The sequence below is a fragment of the Kribbella sp. VKM Ac-2569 genome, assembly GCF_004216905.1.
GTDB lineage: Bacteria > Actinomycetota > Actinomycetes > Propionibacteriales > Kribbellaceae > Kribbella.
In genome coordinates, this window is the sequence record NZ_SGXJ01000001.1 from 784,373 (window position 1) to 803,073 (window position 18,701).

21 protein-coding genes and 1 other RNA gene are annotated in these 18,701 nt (G+C 67.5%); 12 read left to right on the plus strand and 10 right to left on the minus strand.

What is annotated here, in order from left to right:
* The first annotated feature begins 44 nt into the window (after positions 1 to 44).
* The gene (locus EV649_RS03580) at positions 45 to 452 is read left to right on the plus strand and encodes a hypothetical protein (protein ID WP_130380453.1); all 408 of its coding nucleotides are present in this window, start codon (positions 45 to 47) and stop codon (positions 450 to 452) included.
* On the opposite strand, the gene EV649_RS03585 is transcribed toward EV649_RS03580, so the two are convergent.
* Together EV649_RS03585 and EV649_RS03590 are read right to left on the minus strand one after the other, a co-directional pair.
* The gene (locus tag EV649_RS03585; RefSeq protein WP_130380455.1) at positions 378 to 1,286 is read right to left on the minus strand and encodes an HTTM domain-containing protein; all 909 of its coding nucleotides are present in this window, start codon (positions 1,284 to 1,286) and stop codon (positions 378 to 380) included. The genes EV649_RS03580 and EV649_RS03585 overlap by 75 nt on opposite strands.
* Positions 1,283 to 1,753: a hypothetical protein gene (locus EV649_RS03590; RefSeq protein ID WP_241997689.1), complete on the minus strand. Its 471-nt coding sequence runs from the start codon at positions 1,751 to 1,753 to the stop codon at positions 1,283 to 1,285. The genes EV649_RS03585 and EV649_RS03590 overlap by 4 nt, the downstream gene beginning before the upstream one ends.
* An 89-nt stretch (positions 1,754 to 1,842) precedes the next feature.
* Between EV649_RS03590 and EV649_RS03595 the strand changes: the two genes are divergently transcribed.
* Positions 1,843 to 2,475, plus strand: a complete 633-nt coding sequence (locus EV649_RS03595; RefSeq protein WP_198682285.1) for a peptidoglycan recognition family protein — start codon at positions 1,843 to 1,845, stop codon at positions 2,473 to 2,475.
* Here EV649_RS03595 and EV649_RS03600 read toward each other — a convergent pair.
* Positions 2,421 to 3,608, minus strand: coding sequence for a DUF418 domain-containing protein (locus tag EV649_RS03600; protein WP_130380460.1), 1,188 nt, complete (start codon positions 3,606 to 3,608; stop codon positions 2,421 to 2,423). The genes EV649_RS03595 and EV649_RS03600 overlap by 55 nt on opposite strands.
* An 85-nt stretch (positions 3,609 to 3,693) precedes the next feature.
* Between EV649_RS03600 and EV649_RS03605 the strand changes: the two genes are divergently transcribed.
* The 4 genes from EV649_RS03605 to panB all read left to right on the plus strand — a co-directional run bounded on the left by EV649_RS03605 (position 3,694) and on the right by panB (position 9,095).
* Complete coding sequence (locus EV649_RS03605; protein ID WP_157996158.1) at positions 3,694 to 4,335, plus strand: GNAT family N-acetyltransferase; 642 nt, start codon at positions 3,694 to 3,696, stop codon at positions 4,333 to 4,335.
* Positions 4,332 to 4,853: an AAA family ATPase gene (locus EV649_RS03610; RefSeq protein ID WP_157996159.1), complete on the plus strand. Its 522-nt coding sequence runs from the start codon at positions 4,332 to 4,334 to the stop codon at positions 4,851 to 4,853. Before EV649_RS03605 ends, EV649_RS03610 begins: the two co-directional genes overlap by 4 nt.
* 52 nt (positions 4,854 to 4,905) lie before the next feature.
* Entirely contained in the window at positions 4,906 to 6,678 is a 1,773-nt protein-coding gene (locus tag EV649_RS03615) for an NAD+ synthase (RefSeq protein WP_130380466.1), read from the plus strand.
* A gap of 182 nt (positions 6,679 to 6,860) precedes the next feature.
* On the plus strand, positions 6,861 to 9,095 hold the full coding sequence (gene panB / locus EV649_RS42120; RefSeq protein ID WP_347233115.1) for a 3-methyl-2-oxobutanoate hydroxymethyltransferase: 2,235 nt from the start codon (positions 6,861 to 6,863) through the stop codon (positions 9,093 to 9,095).
* Positions 9,096 to 9,246: 151 nt separating this feature from the next.
* Here panB and EV649_RS03625 read toward each other — a convergent pair whose 3' ends face one another.
* Positions 9,247 to 10,146, minus strand: coding sequence for an aldo/keto reductase (locus EV649_RS03625; RefSeq protein WP_130380468.1), 900 nt, complete (start codon positions 10,144 to 10,146; stop codon positions 9,247 to 9,249).
* An 88-nt stretch (positions 10,147 to 10,234) separates the two neighbouring features.
* Here EV649_RS03625 and EV649_RS03630 point away from each other — a divergent pair, with 88 nt between their 5' ends.
* The gene (locus tag EV649_RS03630) at positions 10,235 to 10,732 is read left to right on the plus strand and encodes an NUDIX domain-containing protein (RefSeq protein ID WP_130380470.1); all 498 of its coding nucleotides are present in this window, start codon (positions 10,235 to 10,237) and stop codon (positions 10,730 to 10,732) included.
* A gap of 1 nt (position 10,733) precedes the next feature.
* On the opposite strand, the gene EV649_RS40710 is transcribed toward EV649_RS03630, so the two are convergent.
* The gene (locus EV649_RS40710; protein WP_157996160.1) at positions 10,734 to 10,910 is read right to left on the minus strand and encodes a hypothetical protein; all 177 of its coding nucleotides are present in this window, start codon (positions 10,908 to 10,910) and stop codon (positions 10,734 to 10,736) included.
* Between the two features lie 63 nt (positions 10,911 to 10,973).
* A complete protein-coding gene (locus tag EV649_RS03635) occupies positions 10,974 to 11,720 on the minus strand; it encodes a helical backbone metal receptor (RefSeq protein ID WP_130380472.1) in 747 nt (248 codons plus the stop codon).
* Positions 11,721 to 12,015: 295 nt separating this feature from the next.
* Here EV649_RS03635 and EV649_RS03640 point away from each other — a divergent pair, with 295 nt between their 5' ends.
* Entirely contained in the window at positions 12,016 to 12,627 is a 612-nt protein-coding gene (locus EV649_RS03640; protein ID WP_130380474.1) for a histone H1-like repetitive region-containing protein, read from the plus strand.
* An 85-nt stretch (positions 12,628 to 12,712) separates the two neighbouring features.
* On the opposite strand, the gene EV649_RS03645 is transcribed toward EV649_RS03640, so the two are convergent.
* Entirely contained in the window at positions 12,713 to 12,901 is a 189-nt protein-coding gene (locus EV649_RS03645) for a hypothetical protein (protein WP_130380476.1), read from the minus strand.
* Between the two features lie 53 nt (positions 12,902 to 12,954).
* Here EV649_RS03645 and map point away from each other — a divergent pair, with 53 nt between their 5' ends.
* The gene (gene map, locus EV649_RS03650; protein WP_130380478.1) at positions 12,955 to 13,803 is read left to right on the plus strand and encodes a type I methionyl aminopeptidase; all 849 of its coding nucleotides are present in this window, start codon (positions 12,955 to 12,957) and stop codon (positions 13,801 to 13,803) included.
* Positions 13,800 to 14,180: a GNAT family N-acetyltransferase gene (locus EV649_RS03655; RefSeq protein ID WP_130380480.1), complete on the plus strand. Its 381-nt coding sequence runs from the start codon at positions 13,800 to 13,802 to the stop codon at positions 14,178 to 14,180. Before map ends, EV649_RS03655 begins: the two co-directional genes overlap by 4 nt.
* On the opposite strand, the gene EV649_RS03660 is transcribed toward EV649_RS03655, so the two are convergent.
* The 3 genes from EV649_RS03660 to EV649_RS03670 all read right to left on the minus strand — a co-directional run bounded on the left by EV649_RS03660 (position 14,171) and on the right by EV649_RS03670 (position 17,740).
* Positions 14,171 to 15,706, minus strand: a complete 1,536-nt coding sequence (locus tag EV649_RS03660; protein ID WP_157996161.1) for an HNH endonuclease signature motif containing protein — start codon at positions 15,704 to 15,706, stop codon at positions 14,171 to 14,173. The two genes, EV649_RS03655 and EV649_RS03660, sit on opposite strands and share 10 nt — an antisense overlap.
* Positions 15,707 to 15,794: 88 nt before the next feature.
* A complete protein-coding gene (locus EV649_RS03665) occupies positions 15,795 to 16,250 on the minus strand; it encodes a GNAT family N-acetyltransferase (protein WP_130380484.1) in 456 nt (151 codons plus the stop codon).
* Entirely contained in the window at positions 16,247 to 17,740 is a 1,494-nt protein-coding gene (locus EV649_RS03670; protein ID WP_130380485.1) for a peptidase S10, read from the minus strand. Before EV649_RS03670 ends, EV649_RS03665 begins: the two co-directional genes overlap by 4 nt.
* Positions 17,741 to 17,784: 44 nt before the next feature.
* Here EV649_RS03670 and EV649_RS03675 point away from each other — a divergent pair, with 44 nt between their 5' ends.
* Positions 17,785 to 18,153: a DUF952 domain-containing protein gene (locus tag EV649_RS03675; protein ID WP_130380487.1), complete on the plus strand. Its 369-nt coding sequence runs from the start codon at positions 17,785 to 17,787 to the stop codon at positions 18,151 to 18,153.
* A 10-nt stretch (positions 18,154 to 18,163) separates the two neighbouring features.
* Positions 18,164 to 18,562: RNase P RNA component class A (rnpB, locus tag EV649_RS03680), an RNA gene on the plus strand.
* Positions 18,563 to 18,701: the final 139 nt, after the last annotated feature.

An 18,701-nucleotide genomic window follows, 5' to 3' on the forward strand; every position in this document is an offset into this window, starting at 1 on the left:
GGCTGGGCGGACTTGACCGCATTCAGGGCCTAGCGTGTCCCTTTGTGCAGACGATCTTCCACGCCGCCCTGACCGTGGCCGCGATCCTCTGCCTCAGCGACCTGATCGTCAGTACTGCCCGCTTCGCGCAGTCGCTGCGGCGTAAGCGACCTGCCGAACGGGACGTGCTCGGGCGCCGCTGGCTGCCGATCCCGGAGCTCGGGTTCGGCATGTGCGCGTTCTGCTGCCCGGGCCTGGTCACGCTCGGGCTGACGCATCACAACGCCGACAACCTGCCGACCCTCCAGATCCTGCTCGCCGCCCTGGTCTTCGGGTACGCCGGCGCCGTACTGTCCCGCGTCGTCCGGACCCCGGGCCCCGGCGGGCGCCGCTTCAAGCTACGCGCCGGCCTCCTGCTCGGCCTGCCGGCCGTGTTCGGCCTGGTCTTCGGCCTTTCCGGCATCGCGGTCTGAACGGCGCGCCTGGAACCACGGAGCGATGCGTTCGAGTGGCGCGAACGCGAGCCAGCAGACGACTGTCGGCAGGAAGTGGATCAGCAGGATCGCGGTGTTCGCCGCATGGAACCCGAGGAAGAACAGCGCCCCGAACAGCTGCCAGCGCCCCTTGAGCCACAGGATCACCGGCGAGCAGAACTCCCCGATGATGCCGACCCACTGCATCACGTGCAGCACCCACGGGTAGTGCAGCAGCCACTCCCCGACCGGGTGCGGCCGCCGCACGATCGCCCACGTCAGTACGGCGCTGCCCGGCCAGCTCAGCACCCATCCGGCACTGCGCAGTTTCGCGACCGCGGACAGGAAGTACGTCGCGATCACGCAGATCTGGATGCACCGGATCGCCCAGCCGGCCGCTTCCGATCGAGTTTGGTCGCCGTACGACGTGATGCCCCGGCTGCCCGCCTTCACGGTCGGCAGGACCCACAGGGCGATCACCAGCGCGAGGTGGTCGTGGTCGACCTTGCCGTCGCTCATCCCGATCAGCACCCACCAGGTGAACGCCGGCGCGACGATCCAGCCGGCCACGCGGGGGAAGTAGTTCGTCGCCCCGATCAGGCACGCGACGATGAGGACGACATACAGAATTGTCGTGTTCGCGACCGATGGTTTCGGTAGGTCGAGGAGGCGGGCGAGGAGCAACGGCTCGTACAGCCCGGGGTGCTCGCCCTTGTCGCGGGTGTCGCGGACGAACGCGTGCATGTCGAGGATGACGAACAGGTACAGGACCGTCCGCAGCCAGGCGATCCGCGCCAGGGCGATCGTCGGTGTGAACCAGTTGGCGATCTTCATCGGCGTACCTCCCAGGTTGCGAGCACCTGGGACGTCGGCGGTCCTTCGACCTTGCCTTTCACGAGCTGGGTCGTGTCGCGGATCAGTTCGAGCTTCACGTACTTCGGCTGGTCAGGATGCTTGCGTGCCCACCCGTCCGCGACCTGCTGCAACAACGACGGGTCCTTCACGATCTCCCCGGCCCGCGCCTCGATCTCGGCCCGCGCCACCCCGGCGCCTTCGATGTTCAGCGGTACGTCGACCGTCGTGCCGGCGTCCGTCACCGCGCTGACCCTGGTGTAGTCGATCTTGGCATCGTCCGGCACCGACATCGCGTACTGCGACATCGGACCGAACGGCCAGGCGTCGTCGCTGGCGCGCACCGAACCGTTGATCAGCAGGCCGATGCCGGCTACCGCGACGAGCACCCGCACCGCCTTACCGACCCGCCCCACCCGCACCACATCCGGCGCCTGACTCTGTGTCACCACGTCATTAGATCATTCCGGTTTGGGGCACTCGTTGGTAGGGGATTTTCTATAACATGACCGCCCCAGAAAATTTCCAACATGCCCGGGTGTCCCGGCGTACCGTCCTCGGCGCAACCGCCGGCGGCGTACTGCTCGGTGGCATCACACTCCCGACAGCAGCGCACGCCGCCCCCGCGCCGCGCTGCTACACGCGCACCGAGTGGTCGGCGCGCCCTCCCAAGTCCGCGACGCAGGTGATCGCCAAGCCCGATCACATCGTCATCCACCACACCGCGAGCCCGAACGTCACCGACTACTCGCTCGCCGCGGCGTACAAGGTCCAGCACTGGATCCAGGACCTGCACATGGACACCAACGGCTGGATCGACATCGGCAACCAGCTCACGATCAGCCGCGGCGGGTTCCTGATGGAGGGTCGGAGCAAGTCGCTGTCGTCGATCAACAACGGGCAGAACGTGCTCGGCGCGCAGACCGCGAACAACAACAGCCACACGATCGGTATCGAGCACGAAGGCATCTACGTGACCGAGAACGTGCCGGTCGCGCTGTTCGACATGTCGGCGCTGACGTGCGCGTGGTTGTGCACGAAGTACGGTCTGGACCCGCAGGTGGCGATCGTCGGGCACCGGGACTACAACACGACACAGTGCCCGGGTGACGTGTTCTACGCGCGGCTCCCGGAATTGCGGGATCGCGTGTCCGAGATCGTCTTGGGCTGATACGTGATCCTTCGGATCAGGAGCTCGAACGGTCCGCGGTAGCTGGCGCGTCGCATCCGGTCGGCGAGCAGTACGGTCGCCAGCCAGGTCGCGACGGCGAGCAGGGCTGTCGTGGTCGTGGTGAGCGTGTCCGACAGGTCGAGCAGGTACGGCGTGAACACGGCCGCCCAGACGACGGACTGGGCCAGGTAGCACGTCAACGATCGTTGTCCGACGGCGGCGATCGCCACGGTCACACGGCCCTGGCGGTCGCCCATCCGGTGTGCGATCAGGACGATGAGGGCGGCGTACCCGAATCCGCCGAAGACGCCGGTTGCGTCGTGCAACGGTCCGAGGATGGTCACCGCGTGATCGCTGGGCCGGGTGAGTACGCCGCCGACGATGAGCGAGATCGGGAGGGCGCCGAGGATCGCGATCGTGAGGCCGAGCAGGGCCGTCGTACGGAGCAGGGTGAGGTGTTCGGCCGGGCGTTCGAGGATCCGGCGGCGGCCCGCCCACAGGCCGATCAGGAACGGGGTGACGAAGCCGATCCAGCCGAGTCCGGCGATGAACGGCTGCACGACCAACCGGTCGGGGAACTGGCCGAGGAAGGTTGCCGGGAGCATCGAAGGATCGGGGCCATCGGCGGAGCCGGCGAGGGAGTCGTCGCTGGGCAGTGCGGTGAGGACGAGGACGGCCGCGGCGACGACGAATAGCCAACGGTCCTTCCAGCGCAGGGCCCAGACGCCGAGGAACAGGAGTACGCCGTACGCCGCGAGGATGTCGCCAACGTAGAGCAGCATCGCGTGCAGGAAACCGAGCACGACCAGCACGAGGCTGCGGCGCCACAGCAGTTTGCGGATCGGCCACCACTCCTTGCCGGATTCGCGTTGGCGGCGGACGATCTGCGCGACGCCGTACCCGAAGAGGACGCCGAACATCGGGAACGCGCGACCGTCTACGAGGGTCGAGATCAGCAGGCCGAGCACGTGGTCGACGGGCGATCCGGCGGTCGGGAATCCGCCGAAGTACTCGTGGCCGGCGATGAAGTAGTGCGAGTTCGCCAAGGCGATGAAGAGCAGCATGAAGCCGCGGGCGAGGTCCGGGCCCAAGGCGCGTTCACTGAGTCCGGTCGGTCCGCCCTGGGTGGTCATGGTTCCCAGTCAATCCGTGCGGCGTCGGCGGCACATCCGACGAAAGTCCCTGCCGAGTGAACCTTCGTCGCTGTTCGATAGTTGCATGCACGACGAGGCCCTGAGTCGTTGGCAGCGTGGGTGGTCCGCCTCCCGCGGGTGGACCGACTTCCAACGCGTCGACGACGTCACGGTCGTCCGGATCGGCGAGCCGGAGCGGCGGGTCGAGTACGTCGCGGCCGAGCAGCACGCCACCGCCGCGGCGCATCTCGCGCTGACCGACTGCAATCCGCCCGGTACGTCGTGGCTCACGATCACCGGCGCCGCGGATCGCGTCGCCGCCGACCTCAGGCCGCTCGAGATCGTCCGCACCGAATGGCTGATGACCGTCCGGCTGGTCGACCAGGTGTCGTATCCCGTTCCCCCGCCGTACTCCCTCGAACTCTCCGCCACGCCGTCCGTGGTCGAGGCACAGGTCTGCGGGTACGGCGAGGTCGCCGCCACCGGACGGATGGCGGTCCTGCACACCGGCGCCGTCGCCGACATGATCCAGACCGATCCCGCCCATCGCCGCCGCGGTCTCGCGCGGGCCGTCATGACCGCCCTCGCCCACGCCGCCCGATGCCGCTCCGCCACCACCGCCTACCTCGCCGCCTCCCCCGAGGGCCGCCGCCTCTACAAGTCCCTCGGCTGGACCACCCTCACCCCCCTCGTGGTAGCCCGCACCTCGCTAACGTCATCACGGTGAAGCAGATCATCGCGTTCACCGGACTGCCGGGAACCGGAAAGTCGACGCTGGCCGAACAGTTGGCCACCGAAACCGGAGTCCCGGCTTTCGCCGGCGACTGGTTGCTCGGAGCCCTCAGACCGCACGGCGTCCTCGGCGGCCTCGACCGTCCGGCGTTCCTGGCGATGTACTACGACCTCCTCGGGACGCTCGCCGAACGGCAGCTGATGCTCGGGCAGTCGGCGATCGTGGACTGTCTGGTCAACGAGGAGATCGCGGAGCGGTGGGGCGAACTGGCCGCGAGGTACGACGGGCGGTTGCGGATCGTGGAGTGTGTCTGCAGCGATGAAGGCGAGCACCGCCGGCGGCTCGAAGGGCGGCGGCGTGGGATCCCCGGGTGGCACGAGGTGGGGTGGGATCACGTGGTGCGGATGCGGAGTGAGTATGCGCAGTTGGGGGGTGAGCGGCTGACCGTGGATGCGATGGAGACGGTGGACGGGAACCTCGATCGGGTGCGGAGTTTCCTTCGGCATTCGTAAGAGGTTGGCGATGCACGTGGGGTCGGGCCGGGGGAACCAGTAATGTGCTCTCGTGCCTCAGCTTCGGGTAGCGCTTGCTCAACTCAATGTGACCGTGGGTGATATCGACGGGAACACCGACAGGATCGTCGCGTGGACCCGGAACGCGGTCGAGCGAGGTGCGCACGTGGTCGCGTTCCCGGAGCTCGGACTGACCGGTTATCCGGTGGAGGATCTCGCCCTGCGCGCGTCGTTCGTGGACGCCTCGCAGCACCGGATCCACTCGCTCGCCAAGCGGCTCGCCGACGAAGGACTCGGCGACATCGTGGTGATCTGCGGGTACCTCGACCGGGCCGGCGGTACGGCGATGGGCATCGACCGCCTCGGCCGTCCGAAGGGCTCCCCCACGAACGCCGCCGCGGTCATCCACCAGGGCCGCGTCGTCACGAGTGCCGTGAAGCACCACCTGCCGAACTACGGCGTCTTCGACGAGTTCCGGCACTTCGTCCCCGGCAACACGTTGCAGGTCGTCCGCATCCACGGCGTCGACGTCGCCCTGGTGATCTGCGAGGACCTCTGGCAGGACGGCGGCCCCGTCGCGGTCACCCGCGAGGCCGGTGCCGGACTCCTGCTCGTCGTCAACAGTTCGCCGTACGAGGCCAACAAGGACGACGTCCGCGGTGATCTCGTACGGCGCCGCGCCCGCGAGGCCGGCTGCGCGCTCGCGTACGTGAACCTCGTCGGCGGCCAGGACGAACTGGTCTTCGACGGCGACTCGCTGATCGCCGATGCCGACGGCAAGATCTTCGCCCGCGCACCGCAGTTCGAGCAGGGCAGCATGGTCGTCGACCTCGACCTCCCGGCGGCCTCGGGGACGCCGTCCGGCACCCACGAAGGCATCGAGATCGTGCACACCGTTCTCCAGGACGACGAGCTCCCGTCGTACGAGGCGATCGAGTCGAACATCGCACCGCGGCTGTCCGACGAGGCCGAGATGTACGGCGCGATCGTCACCGGGCTGCGCGACTACGTGCAGAAGAACGGCTTCAAGTCGGTGCTGCTCGGGCTGTCCGGCGGCATCGACTCCTCGCTGGTCGCCGCGATCGCCTGCGACGCGATCGGCGCCGAGCACGTGTTCGGGATCTCCAACCCGAGCGTGTACTCCAGCGACCACTCCAAGGACGACGCCGCCGACCTCGCCGCGCGGACCGGCCTGAACTATCGCGTCGTACCGATCCAGCCGATGGTGCAGCCGTTCCTGGACACGCTCGGCCTGACCGGGCTCGCGGAGGAGAACCTGCAGGCCCGGGTCCGCGCGGTGATCTGGATGGGGCTGTCGAACGCCGACGGCCACCTGGTACTTGCCTGTGGCAACAAGTCTGAGCTGTCCGTCGGCTACTCGACGATCTACGGCGACGCGGTCGGCGGGTACGCGCCGCTGAAGGACGTCCCGAAGACAGTCGTCTGGCGGCTCGCGAAATGGCGGAACGAGGACGCGAAGGCTCGCGGCCAGCAGCCGCCCATCCCGGCGAACTCGATCGCCAAGCCACCGTCGGCGGAGCTTCGCCCGGGTCAGCAGGACACCGACTCGCTGCCGCCGTACGACCTGCTCGACGACATGCTGGACGACTACGTCGAGCAGGACCGCGGCAGTGCGGAACTGGTCGCCGCCGGGTTCGAGACCGGGCTGGTCACCCAGGTGATCCAGCTCGTCGACCGAGCGGAGTACAAGCGCCGGCAGTACCCGCCGGGCCCGAAGATCACCCACAAGGCGTTCGGCCGGGACCGTCGGTTGCCGATCACCAACGCGTGGCGTGAGGATGCACGAAAGGCGGCCGAGCACTGAGCGACTCCTGGCGGTACCGACCGTCCCAGCCCGACCCCTGGGCTCAGGACCAGCCGTGGGGCTCCTCTGAGGAGACCCACGACCGCTCTGGCCTGCCCAAAGAGAGTCACCCCGACGATGTGAGCGATCGCTCACCCACAGGCGGTGGCGCTCACCCTCCGCATCGGTGGGACGATGAAGGCATGGTTGACAACTTCCTGTCGGCCGGTACCCAGGGTGACGACGAGGAGTTGCCCTCGCCGTACGGGACCGGACCGGCGAACCGGGCAACCGAGGAACACCGCCGCTCGGACTACGACAACGACACCTGGCGGGACCGCGACTCAGGTACCTCTGGGTGGGGTCTCGACCCGTCACCGTCGCTGCCGAACGCGCCGCGCACGTACGAGCGCGGGCCGGTCCCGCAGCAGCCGTACGTGCCGAAATCGCCATACCTTCCCAGTGCGCCACCTCCTCCGCAGGAGTCGTACGGGCGGGAGCACCAGGAGCAGAACCCGTTCCGGCAACAGCCGCCGGCGCAACAGCCTCCGCAGGCACCGCCGCAGGGGCGGCCTAGTCCGTTCGGGCCTGGGTCCAACGGTGCGGCAGGTGCGGCCCAGCCGCGGCCGGCCCAGCCTCCAGTACCTCCGGCGCCTCAGGCTCCGGGTGGAAGCGGTACGCCGCAGCGCCCACCGCAGCCGTCCAACGGCAGCACGAACTGGGGCAGCCCGGCACCACAGCCGAACCCGTTCGTCCCACAGCCGCCGTCACCCGCTGCGAACAACGGCACCAGCAACGGACTGAACCACGGCTCGAGCAACGGGCTCAGTAGCAATGGGTCGAGTAATGGGTCGAGCAACGGTTTGAGCAATGGGTCGAGTGCGCAGCAGCCGCCGCGGCCTCCGCAGCGTCTCCAACCACCGGACGCACCACGAGCCCAGGAGCCCGGCCGCGGCCAGGAACCACCCCGCCGCTACGAGCCGGGCCCGGGTCCAGAACCGATCTGGAGCCACGACCGCGTCCCCGAACCACCCCGCACACCCGAGCCGCCCCGTCAGGAGGGAGACACCCAGCGACGCGAGGACGCTGAACGCCGCCTGGAAGCTTTGCGGCGTCAGGACGCTGAGCAACGCGAAGCAGCTCGGCGACGCGAAGAGGCCCGACAGCGCGCGGAGGCTGAGCGGCGGCAGGGTGGTGGTGACGAGACTCGGCCTCAGGAGATTCGGCCTCGGCCGTCGCAGGAGGCAGCTCCTGGTGTGCGGGACAACGGGTATCTGTCGGACCCGAGTGCCGAGTACGAGAGCAACGCACCGGTCAACGACGCCAGCGAGCAACCGCACGTACCTGGTGCAGCCCGCCCGCTCGGCGCCCGCCGACGCGCGGGCGTCCAGCAGGACGCCCCCAGCCAGATCACCCCAGAACAAGCCACCTCACACCGAGCCGGCCGTCGCGCCCAACCAACCACGAGCGACACCGCAGGTCCGTCTGCGACCAAAACACAGGCCGCCGACACATCCCCGAGCAGTGCAGCTCCGGCAGCTGCAGGTGCAGTCGCGGGTGGTGAGGCGGAGATTTCGCCGTACGGCGGAGGTGCAGGGAAGCAGGCTCCGGAAGGCGCGGCTCCTGGTGACGGGGTGAAGCGGCCGCGGCGGTATCGGATTCATCATCTGCGGGACTTCAAGAGCCGTGGTGAGAAGTGGGCGATGCTGACGGCGTACGACCAGTACACCGCCGAGATCTTCGACCAGGCCGGTATCCCGGTGCTGCTCGTCGGTGACTCCGCCGCGAACAACGTGTTCGGCTACGACACCACCCTCCGGGTGACGGTCGACGAGCTCATCCCGTTGGCGCGTGCGGTTGCCGGGGCGGTCGAGCATTCGCTGGTCGTCGCGGACCTGCCGTTCGGTTCGTACCAGGCGTCGCCGGAGCAGGCGTTCCACACGGCAGTGCGGTTCATGAAGGAAGCCGGCGTTCACGCGGTGAAGCTCGAGGGCGGGCGGACCGTCGTACCGATGGTCGAGAAGCTCACGCAGTCCGGCATCCCGGTGATGGCGCATATCGGTTTCACGCCGCAGAGCGAGCACAGCATCGGTGGGTACCGCGTCCAGGGCCGGGGTGATCAGGCAGCCGGTCTGATCGACGACGCCGTGGCGCTCGCCGAGGCCGGTGCGTTCTCGGTGGTGCTGGAGATGGTCCCGGGCGACGTCGCCGCGGAGATCACGAAGCGCATCCCGATCCCGACGATCGGCATCGGCGCCGGCCGCGACACCGACGCCCAGGTGCTGGTGTGGCAGGACATGGCGGGCCTCCGCTCCGGCACCATGCCCCGCTTCGTCAAGCAGTACGCCGATCTCCGCGGCATCCTCACCAACGCCGCCACGACGTACGCCTCCGAGGTCGCCTCAGGAGCATTCCCAGGAGACGAACACACCTTCTGACAACCCACGCGTCGGCAGCTCGACAGTACGTATACGCCCACTACCGATCCGCGCGGACGCACGCACGCCTGTCACCCAGGCCAACCAGCAGACACCTCCTGTCGAGCTGCCGGCCCACCGGCCCTGAGCTAGCTGGGTTTGGGCGTCGCGGTCAGATCCAGGGGAGCGATGAGCGTTCGGTCCAGTACTCCTCTGGTTGCTGGGTGAACTCGGTGAGTGGGCCGTCGGTGCGGTAGGCGAGGTTGCTGGCTAGTTGGGCCGTCGTGGTTGCTCCGCTGAGGACCACGTCGGCCCACGGTTGAGCGACGGCCGCGCCGACGGCCAACGCGTCAGGTGCGACGCCGTGCTGGTGGGCGAACTCGTTGAACGGCGTCTCGCCCGCGCGGGACGTGAGGCGGCCGTTGGCGACGGCCTCCTTCACGACGACGAACCAGCCGGCGTCGTGCGCCTCCACGAGTGCGGGACCGACTGACGTCTCCAGGACGTTCCAGGTGGCTTGTACGGCGGAGAACGGCGTACCGGAGGACAACGCCTTCCGCAGTGTCTCGGCCTGTCGTGGACCGCTTGTGGAGAGCCCGACGCGGACACCGGAGTCCGCGAGTTCGCGCAGCCGATCGAGCAAGCGCTTGTCCTCAAGCGCGGGGCTGTCCGACGTGAGGCTGTGCACGAGGTAGAAGTCCGGCGGTCCACCAAGCGCTTGCAGGGTCTCCGGCCATTGGCGTTCGAACGTCGCGAGGCTGTGGTTCTTCACCTCGTGCGTGTCCACGTCGTGCCGCCAGTCGGCGACGTACGTGTAACCCCATTTCGACCCGACAGTCATCGCGGTACGGCGTTCCGGTGTGATCCACTCTCCGAGGAACTGCTCGGCAAGACCGTACGAACGCGCGGCGTCGAAGTACCGAACACCTGCCTGCCAGGCCTGCTCCAGCAGCTCGTGCGTCCGCACCCGCAGGTCCTCGACCGCACGTCGCGGCGGCAGGTCCTCGTCGTGCCCGAGATTGATGTACCCGGGACGCCCGAGCGCTGCCAGTCCCAGACCGATGCTTGCCATGTTTCGATCGTAGGTGTCCACAGCAACCATGTGAGACGCGCCGCAGCACCCGACGCGGAACATGCACTGTCCTTTAGCGTTTTGTGGTGTGAGCGAATCCCAGTTGCCACCACGAGGAACGGTCCGGCACCGTACGACGGCCCGCGTGCTGCCGGTGCGTCCGGACGGCAAGGTGCTGCTGCTGCACGGCTGGGATCCGCTGAAGCCGCAGACGCCGTACTGGTTCACGATCGGCGGCGGCGTCGAATCCGGTGAGACGGTCGCGGAAGCGGCCGGCCGCGAACTGCGCGAGGAGGTCGGCATCGTGCTGCCGATCGACGCGCTCGGAACACCGGTGGCGACGAACACGATCGAGTTCGAGTGGGGCGGGTGCCGGATCGTCCAGCACCAGACGTTCTTCGCGGTCGCGGTGGACCGCGTCGACGTGACGTTCGCGAACCAGGAGGAGCTGGAGCTGCAGACCATCAGCGCGCACGGCTGGTGGTACGGCGACGACCTCGAGGCGACCGGTCAGGCCGCGCACGCCACGATCCCCGGAATGCTCCGGCGAGCAGCGGACGTCATCACACTGCGCCGAGCTTCGTAAGTCAGCGCTTGCGGGCTTCCTTCAGGACCTTCTTCGGGACCTTCTTGTCCACCTCGTAGTGCACGCGATCGAGCCGCTCGGCGCAGCCTGCCTTGGACAGGCGCAGCAGGACGACCGGGCACTTCTTGCACCTCGGCTTGTCCTTGCAGCATTTCTTCTTCGCGGTCATCGACGGCACGCAGGGAGCGTAGGTGAGGCATGCCTAACTCGTCCAGAGGTCGGGCGGTGATCGTGGCGGACGTCACGCGAGCTGTTCGCTCAACAGGTCGCGCGCCTCGACGAGTGACGGTCCGTACCAGGTCAGATGCCGCCCGGATACGCAGCGCGCGGGTTTCGTGAACGCCTCCGGACCGTCGTCGGGAGAAAACGGATAAGGCTCGTCGGGCAGCACCACGATGTCGTAGTCCGGTAACACGTCGAGGTCGATCCGCGGATAACGTTCACCGGATTGTCCAAGGACGTTGTCGATACCGATCCTCGACAACAGATCGCCCGCGAACGTGTCCCGGCCGAGCGCCATCCACGGCCGCCGCCAGATCGGTATCACGGCCCGCCGGCGCATTCCGTCGTACGGCGTACTCCACACCTCGCGCGCATCGTGCAGCCACTGCGGTTCGCCGCCGATGATCGCGGACAGCATGCGACCGAGCGAGTCGAGTGATTCGGGCACCGTCGTCGGCGCGGTCACCCAGACCGCGATTCCACTCGTTCGCAACGCGTCGAGATCGGCCGCGCGATTCTCCTCGGCGTTCGCGACGACGACGTCCGGTGCGAGTGCGCGGATGCGATCGAGGTCGGGATTCTTGGTACCGCGAAGACGTACGACGTCGAGGTCCGCGGGATGCGTACACCAGTCGGTGGCACCAACGATTTCGGCCGGATGCGTGACCGCGATCGACTCCGTCAACGACGGCACGATGCTCACCACACGACGCACCTCGCCGGGTAGTTCGACGACGTTGCGCAGGTCGTCGTACGCACTCTTCATCTGCTCGTTGCACCTCACGTTCGCAGGACGTTGCCGAGGACAACACTCGTCGATCGGGGCGTTTGAGGCCCAGATTGTGCGCGTGTCGCCAAGAAATTATTCTGCCTATCCGGCATGCTCGGGGCGCGGCGGAATCCCTTCTGCACAAGGATTTTCGGCATTTGCCTGCCAGTACGCCGCCAGTTCTCCTTAACCTGCGGACGTTTCCGGTGCTTTACGTAGCGCACAAGTGTTGTCATCATCATGACGACGAGGAATCCACCGTGGTTTTCCTCAGCCGCACCAAGGAGGCAGAGTGCCAGCCAAGAAGGCAGCCGCAGGGAAGGCGACAGCCAAAAAGGCTTCTCCCGCCAAGAAGACTGTCGCGAAGAAGACCAGCGCCGCGAAGACGACCACCGCGCGCAAGGTCAGCGCAGCAAAGAAGACAGCGACGAAGAAGGTGAGTGCGGCCAAGAAGACCGCCGCCAAGAAGACGGTGGCGAAGAAGGCGCCGGCCAAGAAGACCACCGCCAAGAAGGCCCCCGCGAAGAAGGTCGCGGCGAAGAAGGCTCCGGCGAAGAAGGTCACGGCCAAGAAGACCGTCGCGAAGAAGGCGCCGGCGAAGCGCGCGACCGCTGCGAAGAAGACGACGGCAGCGCGGAAGACGACGGCCAAGAAGACTGTCGCGAAGAAGACCGTCGCCAAGAAGGCGCCGGCGAAGAAGGCTCCGGCCAAGAAGGTCGCCGCCAAGAAGGCGCCGGCCCGCAAGGTCGCCGCCAAGAAGGCTCCCGCGAAGCGCGTCGCCGCGAAGAAGGCGCCGGCCCGCACCGCCGCGAAGAAGTCCGCGGTGAAGAAGACGGCTGCGAAGAAGGCACCGGCACGCAAGGCGCCGGCCCGGAAGACCGCGGCCAAGCGAGTAGCCCGCTGACCTTCACGTCAGCAGAAGTCGGTAACTGTCGAGGGGCACCACCCGGGTCGGGTGGTGCCCCTCGGCACGTCGTCGGAGCCGGACCTCAGTCGTCGTTCCACTTCGGGTCGTTGTCCCAGTCCTCGTTGCGTTCCTGGGCCTTCTCCAGGGCGCGGGCGGCCTCCTCGGGCGAGCTGTACGGCCCCAGCCGGTCGCCCGACTTCGCACCCTGGTACGGCTCGACCTTGCCGGTCCTTGTGTTGTAGTACCACTCGTTGCTGTGATCGTCGCTCATCTGGATGACCACCTCCTGGGAGTCTTGTCGCAGCTCTCTAGAATGATCTCACCATGTCTGTCCTTACCTCTGGCGTCATTTCGCCGCGCCGCGACGTACCTGCTTCCATTCCGCGTCCGGAGTACGTCGACAAGCCGGCGCCGACGCCGTACGACGGGTCCTATGTGACGTCGCCCGAGCTGATCGAGAAGATGCGTGTCGCGAGCAAGCTCGCGGCACGTGCGTTGCAGGCGGTCGGTGCAGCGGCGAAGCCCGGCGTGACCACGGACGAGCTCGACAGGGTCGGCCACGAGTACCTGGTGGAGCGCGGCGCGTACCCGTCGACGCTCGGCTATCGCGGTTACCCGAAGTCGTTGTGTACGTCGGTGAACGAGGTGATCTGCCACGGCATCCCCGACGACCGTCCGCTCGAGAACGGCGACATCGTCAACGTCGACATCACGGCGTACCTGGACGGCGTGCACGGTGACACCAACGCGACGTTCCTGGTCGGCGACGTCGACGAAGAGAGCAGGCTGCTCGTCGAGCGCACTCTCGAGGCACTGAACCGCGGCATCAAGGCGGTCAAGCCCGGTCGTCAGGTGAGCATCATCGGCCGCGTGATCGAGTCGTACGCGAAGCGCTTCGGGTACGGCGTGGTTCGCGACTTCACCGGCCACGGCATCTCGACGTCGTTCCACTCCGGCCTGATCATCCCGCACTACGACGACGAGCGTTTCGACGACGTGATCGAGCCCGGGATGACGTTCACGATCGAGCCGATGCTGACACTCGGCACGTACGAGTACGACCTGTGGGACGACGGCTGGACCGCGACCACGAAGGACAAGTCGCGTACGGCGCAGTTCGAGCACACGCTGGTAGTCACCGACACCGGCGCCGAAGTACTCACCCTCCCGTGACCGTCACGCAGTACCAGGAGACCCACCTCCCGGGCATCCTCGCAATCTGCGAAGCCGAGAACTGGCCAAGCCTCCCCGCCGATCCTGCTCGCGCACACGCGGTCTTCACGGCTCCCGGCGTGACGACCGTCGTCGCACTCGACGGCGACCAAGTCATCGGCTTCGCCTACCTACTGAGCGACGGCCTCATCCAGGCCTACCTCGCCCAGATGGCCGTCCACAGCGCATACCGCCGCAAGGGCATCGGCCGCGCCATCCTCGAGTACGCCACTCCCCTGACCGGCGCCCAACGCGTAGACCTGATCACCGACACCGCCGAAGACTTCTACGCGTCCCTGGAGCACCGAACCTTCTCGGGCTTCCGGATCTACCCGTAGCCGTTCCCACGCTGCCAAGCTACGGCCGGCATGAGATCGCGGTCTTCAGATATCAGAGAATCCTGGATGGGGGGTGGATCGGTCGAGGGATCGCCACGGACTGCGAAGCGGGCGGCTTCCTGCATCGTGGCTTCGTCGGCGGACCACCGGCCCGAACGCTGACTGCGCACCGCAGGTCCCGTGGCGGCATTGCCATCTGGCCGCGGGGCGGTTGCCGCGAGGAGGGCTGAGACGGGTGGCCTTGGTTGGGGTGGTGGGTCTGCCCAGCTCGGGCGGGACACCTGGACTTCTCCGTCGACGATGGTGATGACCCAGTGGCCGTCGTGGAGGGCCCGGTGGTGTGCTCGGCAGAGGAGAACCAGGTTGTGGATCGCAGTCTCGCCGCCGTCGATCCACGACCGGAGATGGTGGGCGTCGCAGTGGTTCGGCGGCGCACCGCACACCACGCAGCCCTTGTCGCGGACGTTCAACGCACGACGCATCACCCGCGTCACCAGGCGTTCGGCCCGTCCGACGTCGAGTGGCTCGGAGTTCGAGCCGAGCACCAGCGGGATGATCTTCGCGTCGCAGGCCATCCGGCGGATCGCCGCGGCTGAGAGACCATCGCCGTACACCAGGTCGCCGGTCGCGTCGGCGACGGCAGACTTCAGGTCCTCGAAATCGATGGTGACAGTGATGTTCGCCTTCGCACCGAACCCGGGCAGCCACCTCTCCGCGCCGGGCGCCGCCGCATCGTCGAGAGGAAGGGCACCGTCGAGAGGAAGGACCTCGGCGCCCGCCGCGGGACGGTTGTCGCCGATCGGTGGCTTGAAGCCGGTGTCTGTCGCTGCCGCGGCGATCGTCAGGGTGGAGGTGAGCGCGTCCGCTTGGCGCTTCTCGCGGGATCGCGGGTCGAGCTCACCGTCGACGGTCTTGTGCGGTCGAGCCGCCGCGTGGACGCGGGACCGGAGCAGCTCGGCGTTCTCGTTGGCCAGGTAGCCGCGGAACTTCACGCCGTTCTCGGCCTCGATCAGGGTCAGCGATTCCCGCTCGTACGCCGCGTTCTCGTCGGGTTCGGGGCCGTCGGAGTCCAGCAGGTCACAGATCTCCTTGGCAGCCTTGGCAAGCTCACCTGGGCACAGGTGACCGGCGAGGTCGACCAACTGTTCCTCTGCGACATCGAGGTCTGCTATCGGGACTCTGGACCGAACCCGCTCCAGCGCGGTGACGATCGCGTTCGCCTGGGCCGGACGCAGCGGCCGGGTCTCGTCGGTGAGGGCTGTCGACACGGCGCCGTATTTCGGCAATCTCCGGGCGAGCTTCAGGTCGCGGTGGGCCTCGCGGCGGTCGATGCGGTGGCGCATGGCAAGCAACTCGGCAGTGTCGCGAGCGCCAAGTTCTTCGGCAAGACCGGTCTCGTCGACGCGAGCGACCAACTGCAGGCGGTAGGTGAGCAACGAGGCGACGGCTGCGTCTACCTGGTCGAGAGTCGGCAGCAGCTCGCCGTCGCTCATCGACCAGACCGGCCGCTCGCCCAGAAGTTCCATGCCCACAACGATAGACATGCCCACCGACAGTTATCAAACCGGAATCTCCTTGTTTTCAAGGAGATTCGGTTGTCCACAGATGGAAAGATCATCCGTCGCGGAAGCCCAGATCACGATACAGTTCGAGTGCGGGCACGTTGCCGTCATCGACTCGCAAAGCAACAGTTGTCGCCGCACAGCAGGCCAGCAAAAACCGCGCGATCCCCCGCCGACGGTGCGAGCGGGCGGTGAAGAGTTCGATGATGAAAGCGCAGTCCGGGGTGTCGGGCCAAGGGGCGCGTTCGACGACCAGGAGTGCGCCGACCAACGTCTCGTCTTCCCAGGCGAGGCGGCTGAGGTTCGGCGCCAGTACGCCGTACTCCCCCGCGAACGTGAGCTCGATGTCCTCGAGTGCTTCCTGTTCCGTGGCTGCGGCAACGCCCGCGTCGTACGCCTCGAAGTACAGCTTGCCGAGCGGGATTGCGTCCTCGACCGCCGGTGGACGCAGTACGACGCCTGGGACGGCCGGCGTCTGTACTGCGTCTGCGCGGCGGATGAGGATCATCGGTTGGACGATGCGGTGATGAAGGTGCCGAGGTCGGCGGACTGTTGGATGCGGGACTGGTCGTGGATGTACATCATGTGGCCGGCTGGGTAGTACTTCGTTTCGATGTTGGTGGTCAGCTCGGCGGGGATCTGGAGGCGGGCGAGGGTGTGCTCGGTGGCGAAGTACGGCGTCGCGCCGTCGTAGTGGCCGGACGCGACGTGCACCTTCAGGTGCGGATTGACGCGCATCGCCTCGGCGAGCTTCTCCGCGACCGAGATCTGCGTGCCCTCGAACTCCTTGAACGACCAGTTCTTCGCGGCATCCATGTTGATGACCTCGTACGGCAGGTCGTTCTCGTAGCCGAGCTCGACGCGGACGTAGTGGTTGAGCGCCGCGGAGTACGGCCCGGTGATCGCGTTCATCGACGGGTCGCGGTCCTGCCGTTCACCGGCCGCGTCCGGGTCCCATCCGGTGAAGCGGCCGTCGAGCCGGCCGACAACCAGCCGACGGGCACGCAGCAGTTCGGCGAAGAAGCGGCCGTGCTCGATCCGCAGGTTCACGCGATCGATGTAGTCCTCGCTCAACCCGGTCAGCGAGGCCAGCCGGGTGACCACCTCGGCGCGGTAGTCCGCCGGGATTCGATTGCCCTGGGCAAGCGCATTCGGGTACCGGCCGGCCGCGAACCGTTCCGCGTCCGCGAGCACCTCCTCCAGCGACTGATCCGGCACAAGACCGTGGTAGTGCGCAATCGCGGCGTACGACGGAAGGAACAACGTGTACGGCAGGTCGTTGCCCGGCGTGAAGTCGAGCGTGCCGAACTCCAGCACCACCGAGATCAGCATGACGCCGTTGAGGTACATCCCGTACCGCTGCTGCAGATGCGCGGCCAGCCCCGCGGCGCGCGTCGTACCGTAGGACTCGCCGGCCAGGAACTTCGGCGACATCCATCGCCCGTTCCGCGAGGTCCACAGCCGGATCACCTCACCGACCGACTCCAGGTCGCGCGTGAACCCGTGGTAGTCCCCCGGCTTCTCCCCCTCCGCGGCCCGCGAGAAGCCAGTCGACACCGGGTCGATGAACACCACGTCGCTGTACTTCAGCAACGTCTCCGCGTTGTCGACGATCGAGTACGGCGGGGGCGCGAGCTCACCCACATCGCCGGAGACCACGCGGCGCGGGCCGAGCAGACCGAGGTGCAGCCAGATGCTCGACGATCCCGGCCCGCCGTTGAACGCGAACGTCACCGGACGGTCCTCGGCGTCCGCGTCGTCCAGCGTGTACGCCGTGAGGAACACCTCCGCCTTCGGCTTCAGCCCGTCGAACTTGCCGTCGGTGACCACCTCCTCGCGGAGCACGATCCGTCCGGTGGTCGCCGTGTACCGCAACTCCTGCCCGTCGACCGTCAGCGTGTGCTGCGTCGTCACCAGGTCGTCGACCGGCTTCGCGGGCTTGGTCTCCGGCTTGGTCTCGGGCTTGGTCTCGGGGTCGGTGTGCTCCTCGTTGGCCATGTCGAGCACCTTAATCCACCGCCGTAACCACTAGCGTTGGGTTCATGGCGACGATTCTGCACATCGCGTTCGTGGACCAGTGGGAGGCTGCGGTAGGGGCCGGAAGCTACCGATGGTCGACCCGCGGCAAGAGCCTCGACGACGGCGCGACGTTCATCCACGCATCCCGCCCCGACCAGGTCGCGATGGTCGCGAACTTCGCGTACGACGACGTGACCGAGCCACTGTGCCTGCTGGTGATCGACACCGCCCGGCTGGTGTCCGCGCTGTGCGACGAGGACCTGGACGGGACCGGGATGAGCTTCCCGCACATCTACGGGCCGCTGAACCTGGACGCGGTGGTCGACGTACGCCCGTACCTCCGGGGTCCCGACGGCCTGTGGCCCGAGGTGACCGCCGAGGCCGTATCCTGATCGTACGGAACGGGTCGGTCGGGCGATCGCGTCGTCCTTTGCAGAGGACGCCGAGGAAAGTCCGGACTCCACAGGGCAGCGTGGTGGGTAACGCCCACCCGGGGTAACCCGCGGGACAGTGCCACAGAGAACAGACCGCCAGCGGCTCCGATGAACCCCGTGGTTCGTCGGAGTGCGGGTGAGGGTGAAACGGTGGTGTAAGAGACCACCAGCTCCGCAGGTGACTGCGGAGGCTAGGTAAACCCCACGTGGAGCAAGGCCAAGAAGGGCGGTGGGCAACCACCACCCGCGCGAGCGTCCGAGGGCGGCCCGCCCGAGCTCGCGGGTAGGCCGCTAGAGGTGTCCGGCAACGGCCACCGTAGATGGATGATCGCCACCACAGAATCCGGCTTACAGACCGGCCCGTTCCCCCACCCGGCGATTCCTCCCCCGCGAGTTGAGTGGGGTCGAGGCCTGGCGACGGCCGGGGTTTGGTGCGAATGTGCTCCCAGGGGTCACAGGCAGGTCACGGGTAACGCTTGTGTGGGGTTCATGGGATGGGGGATCGG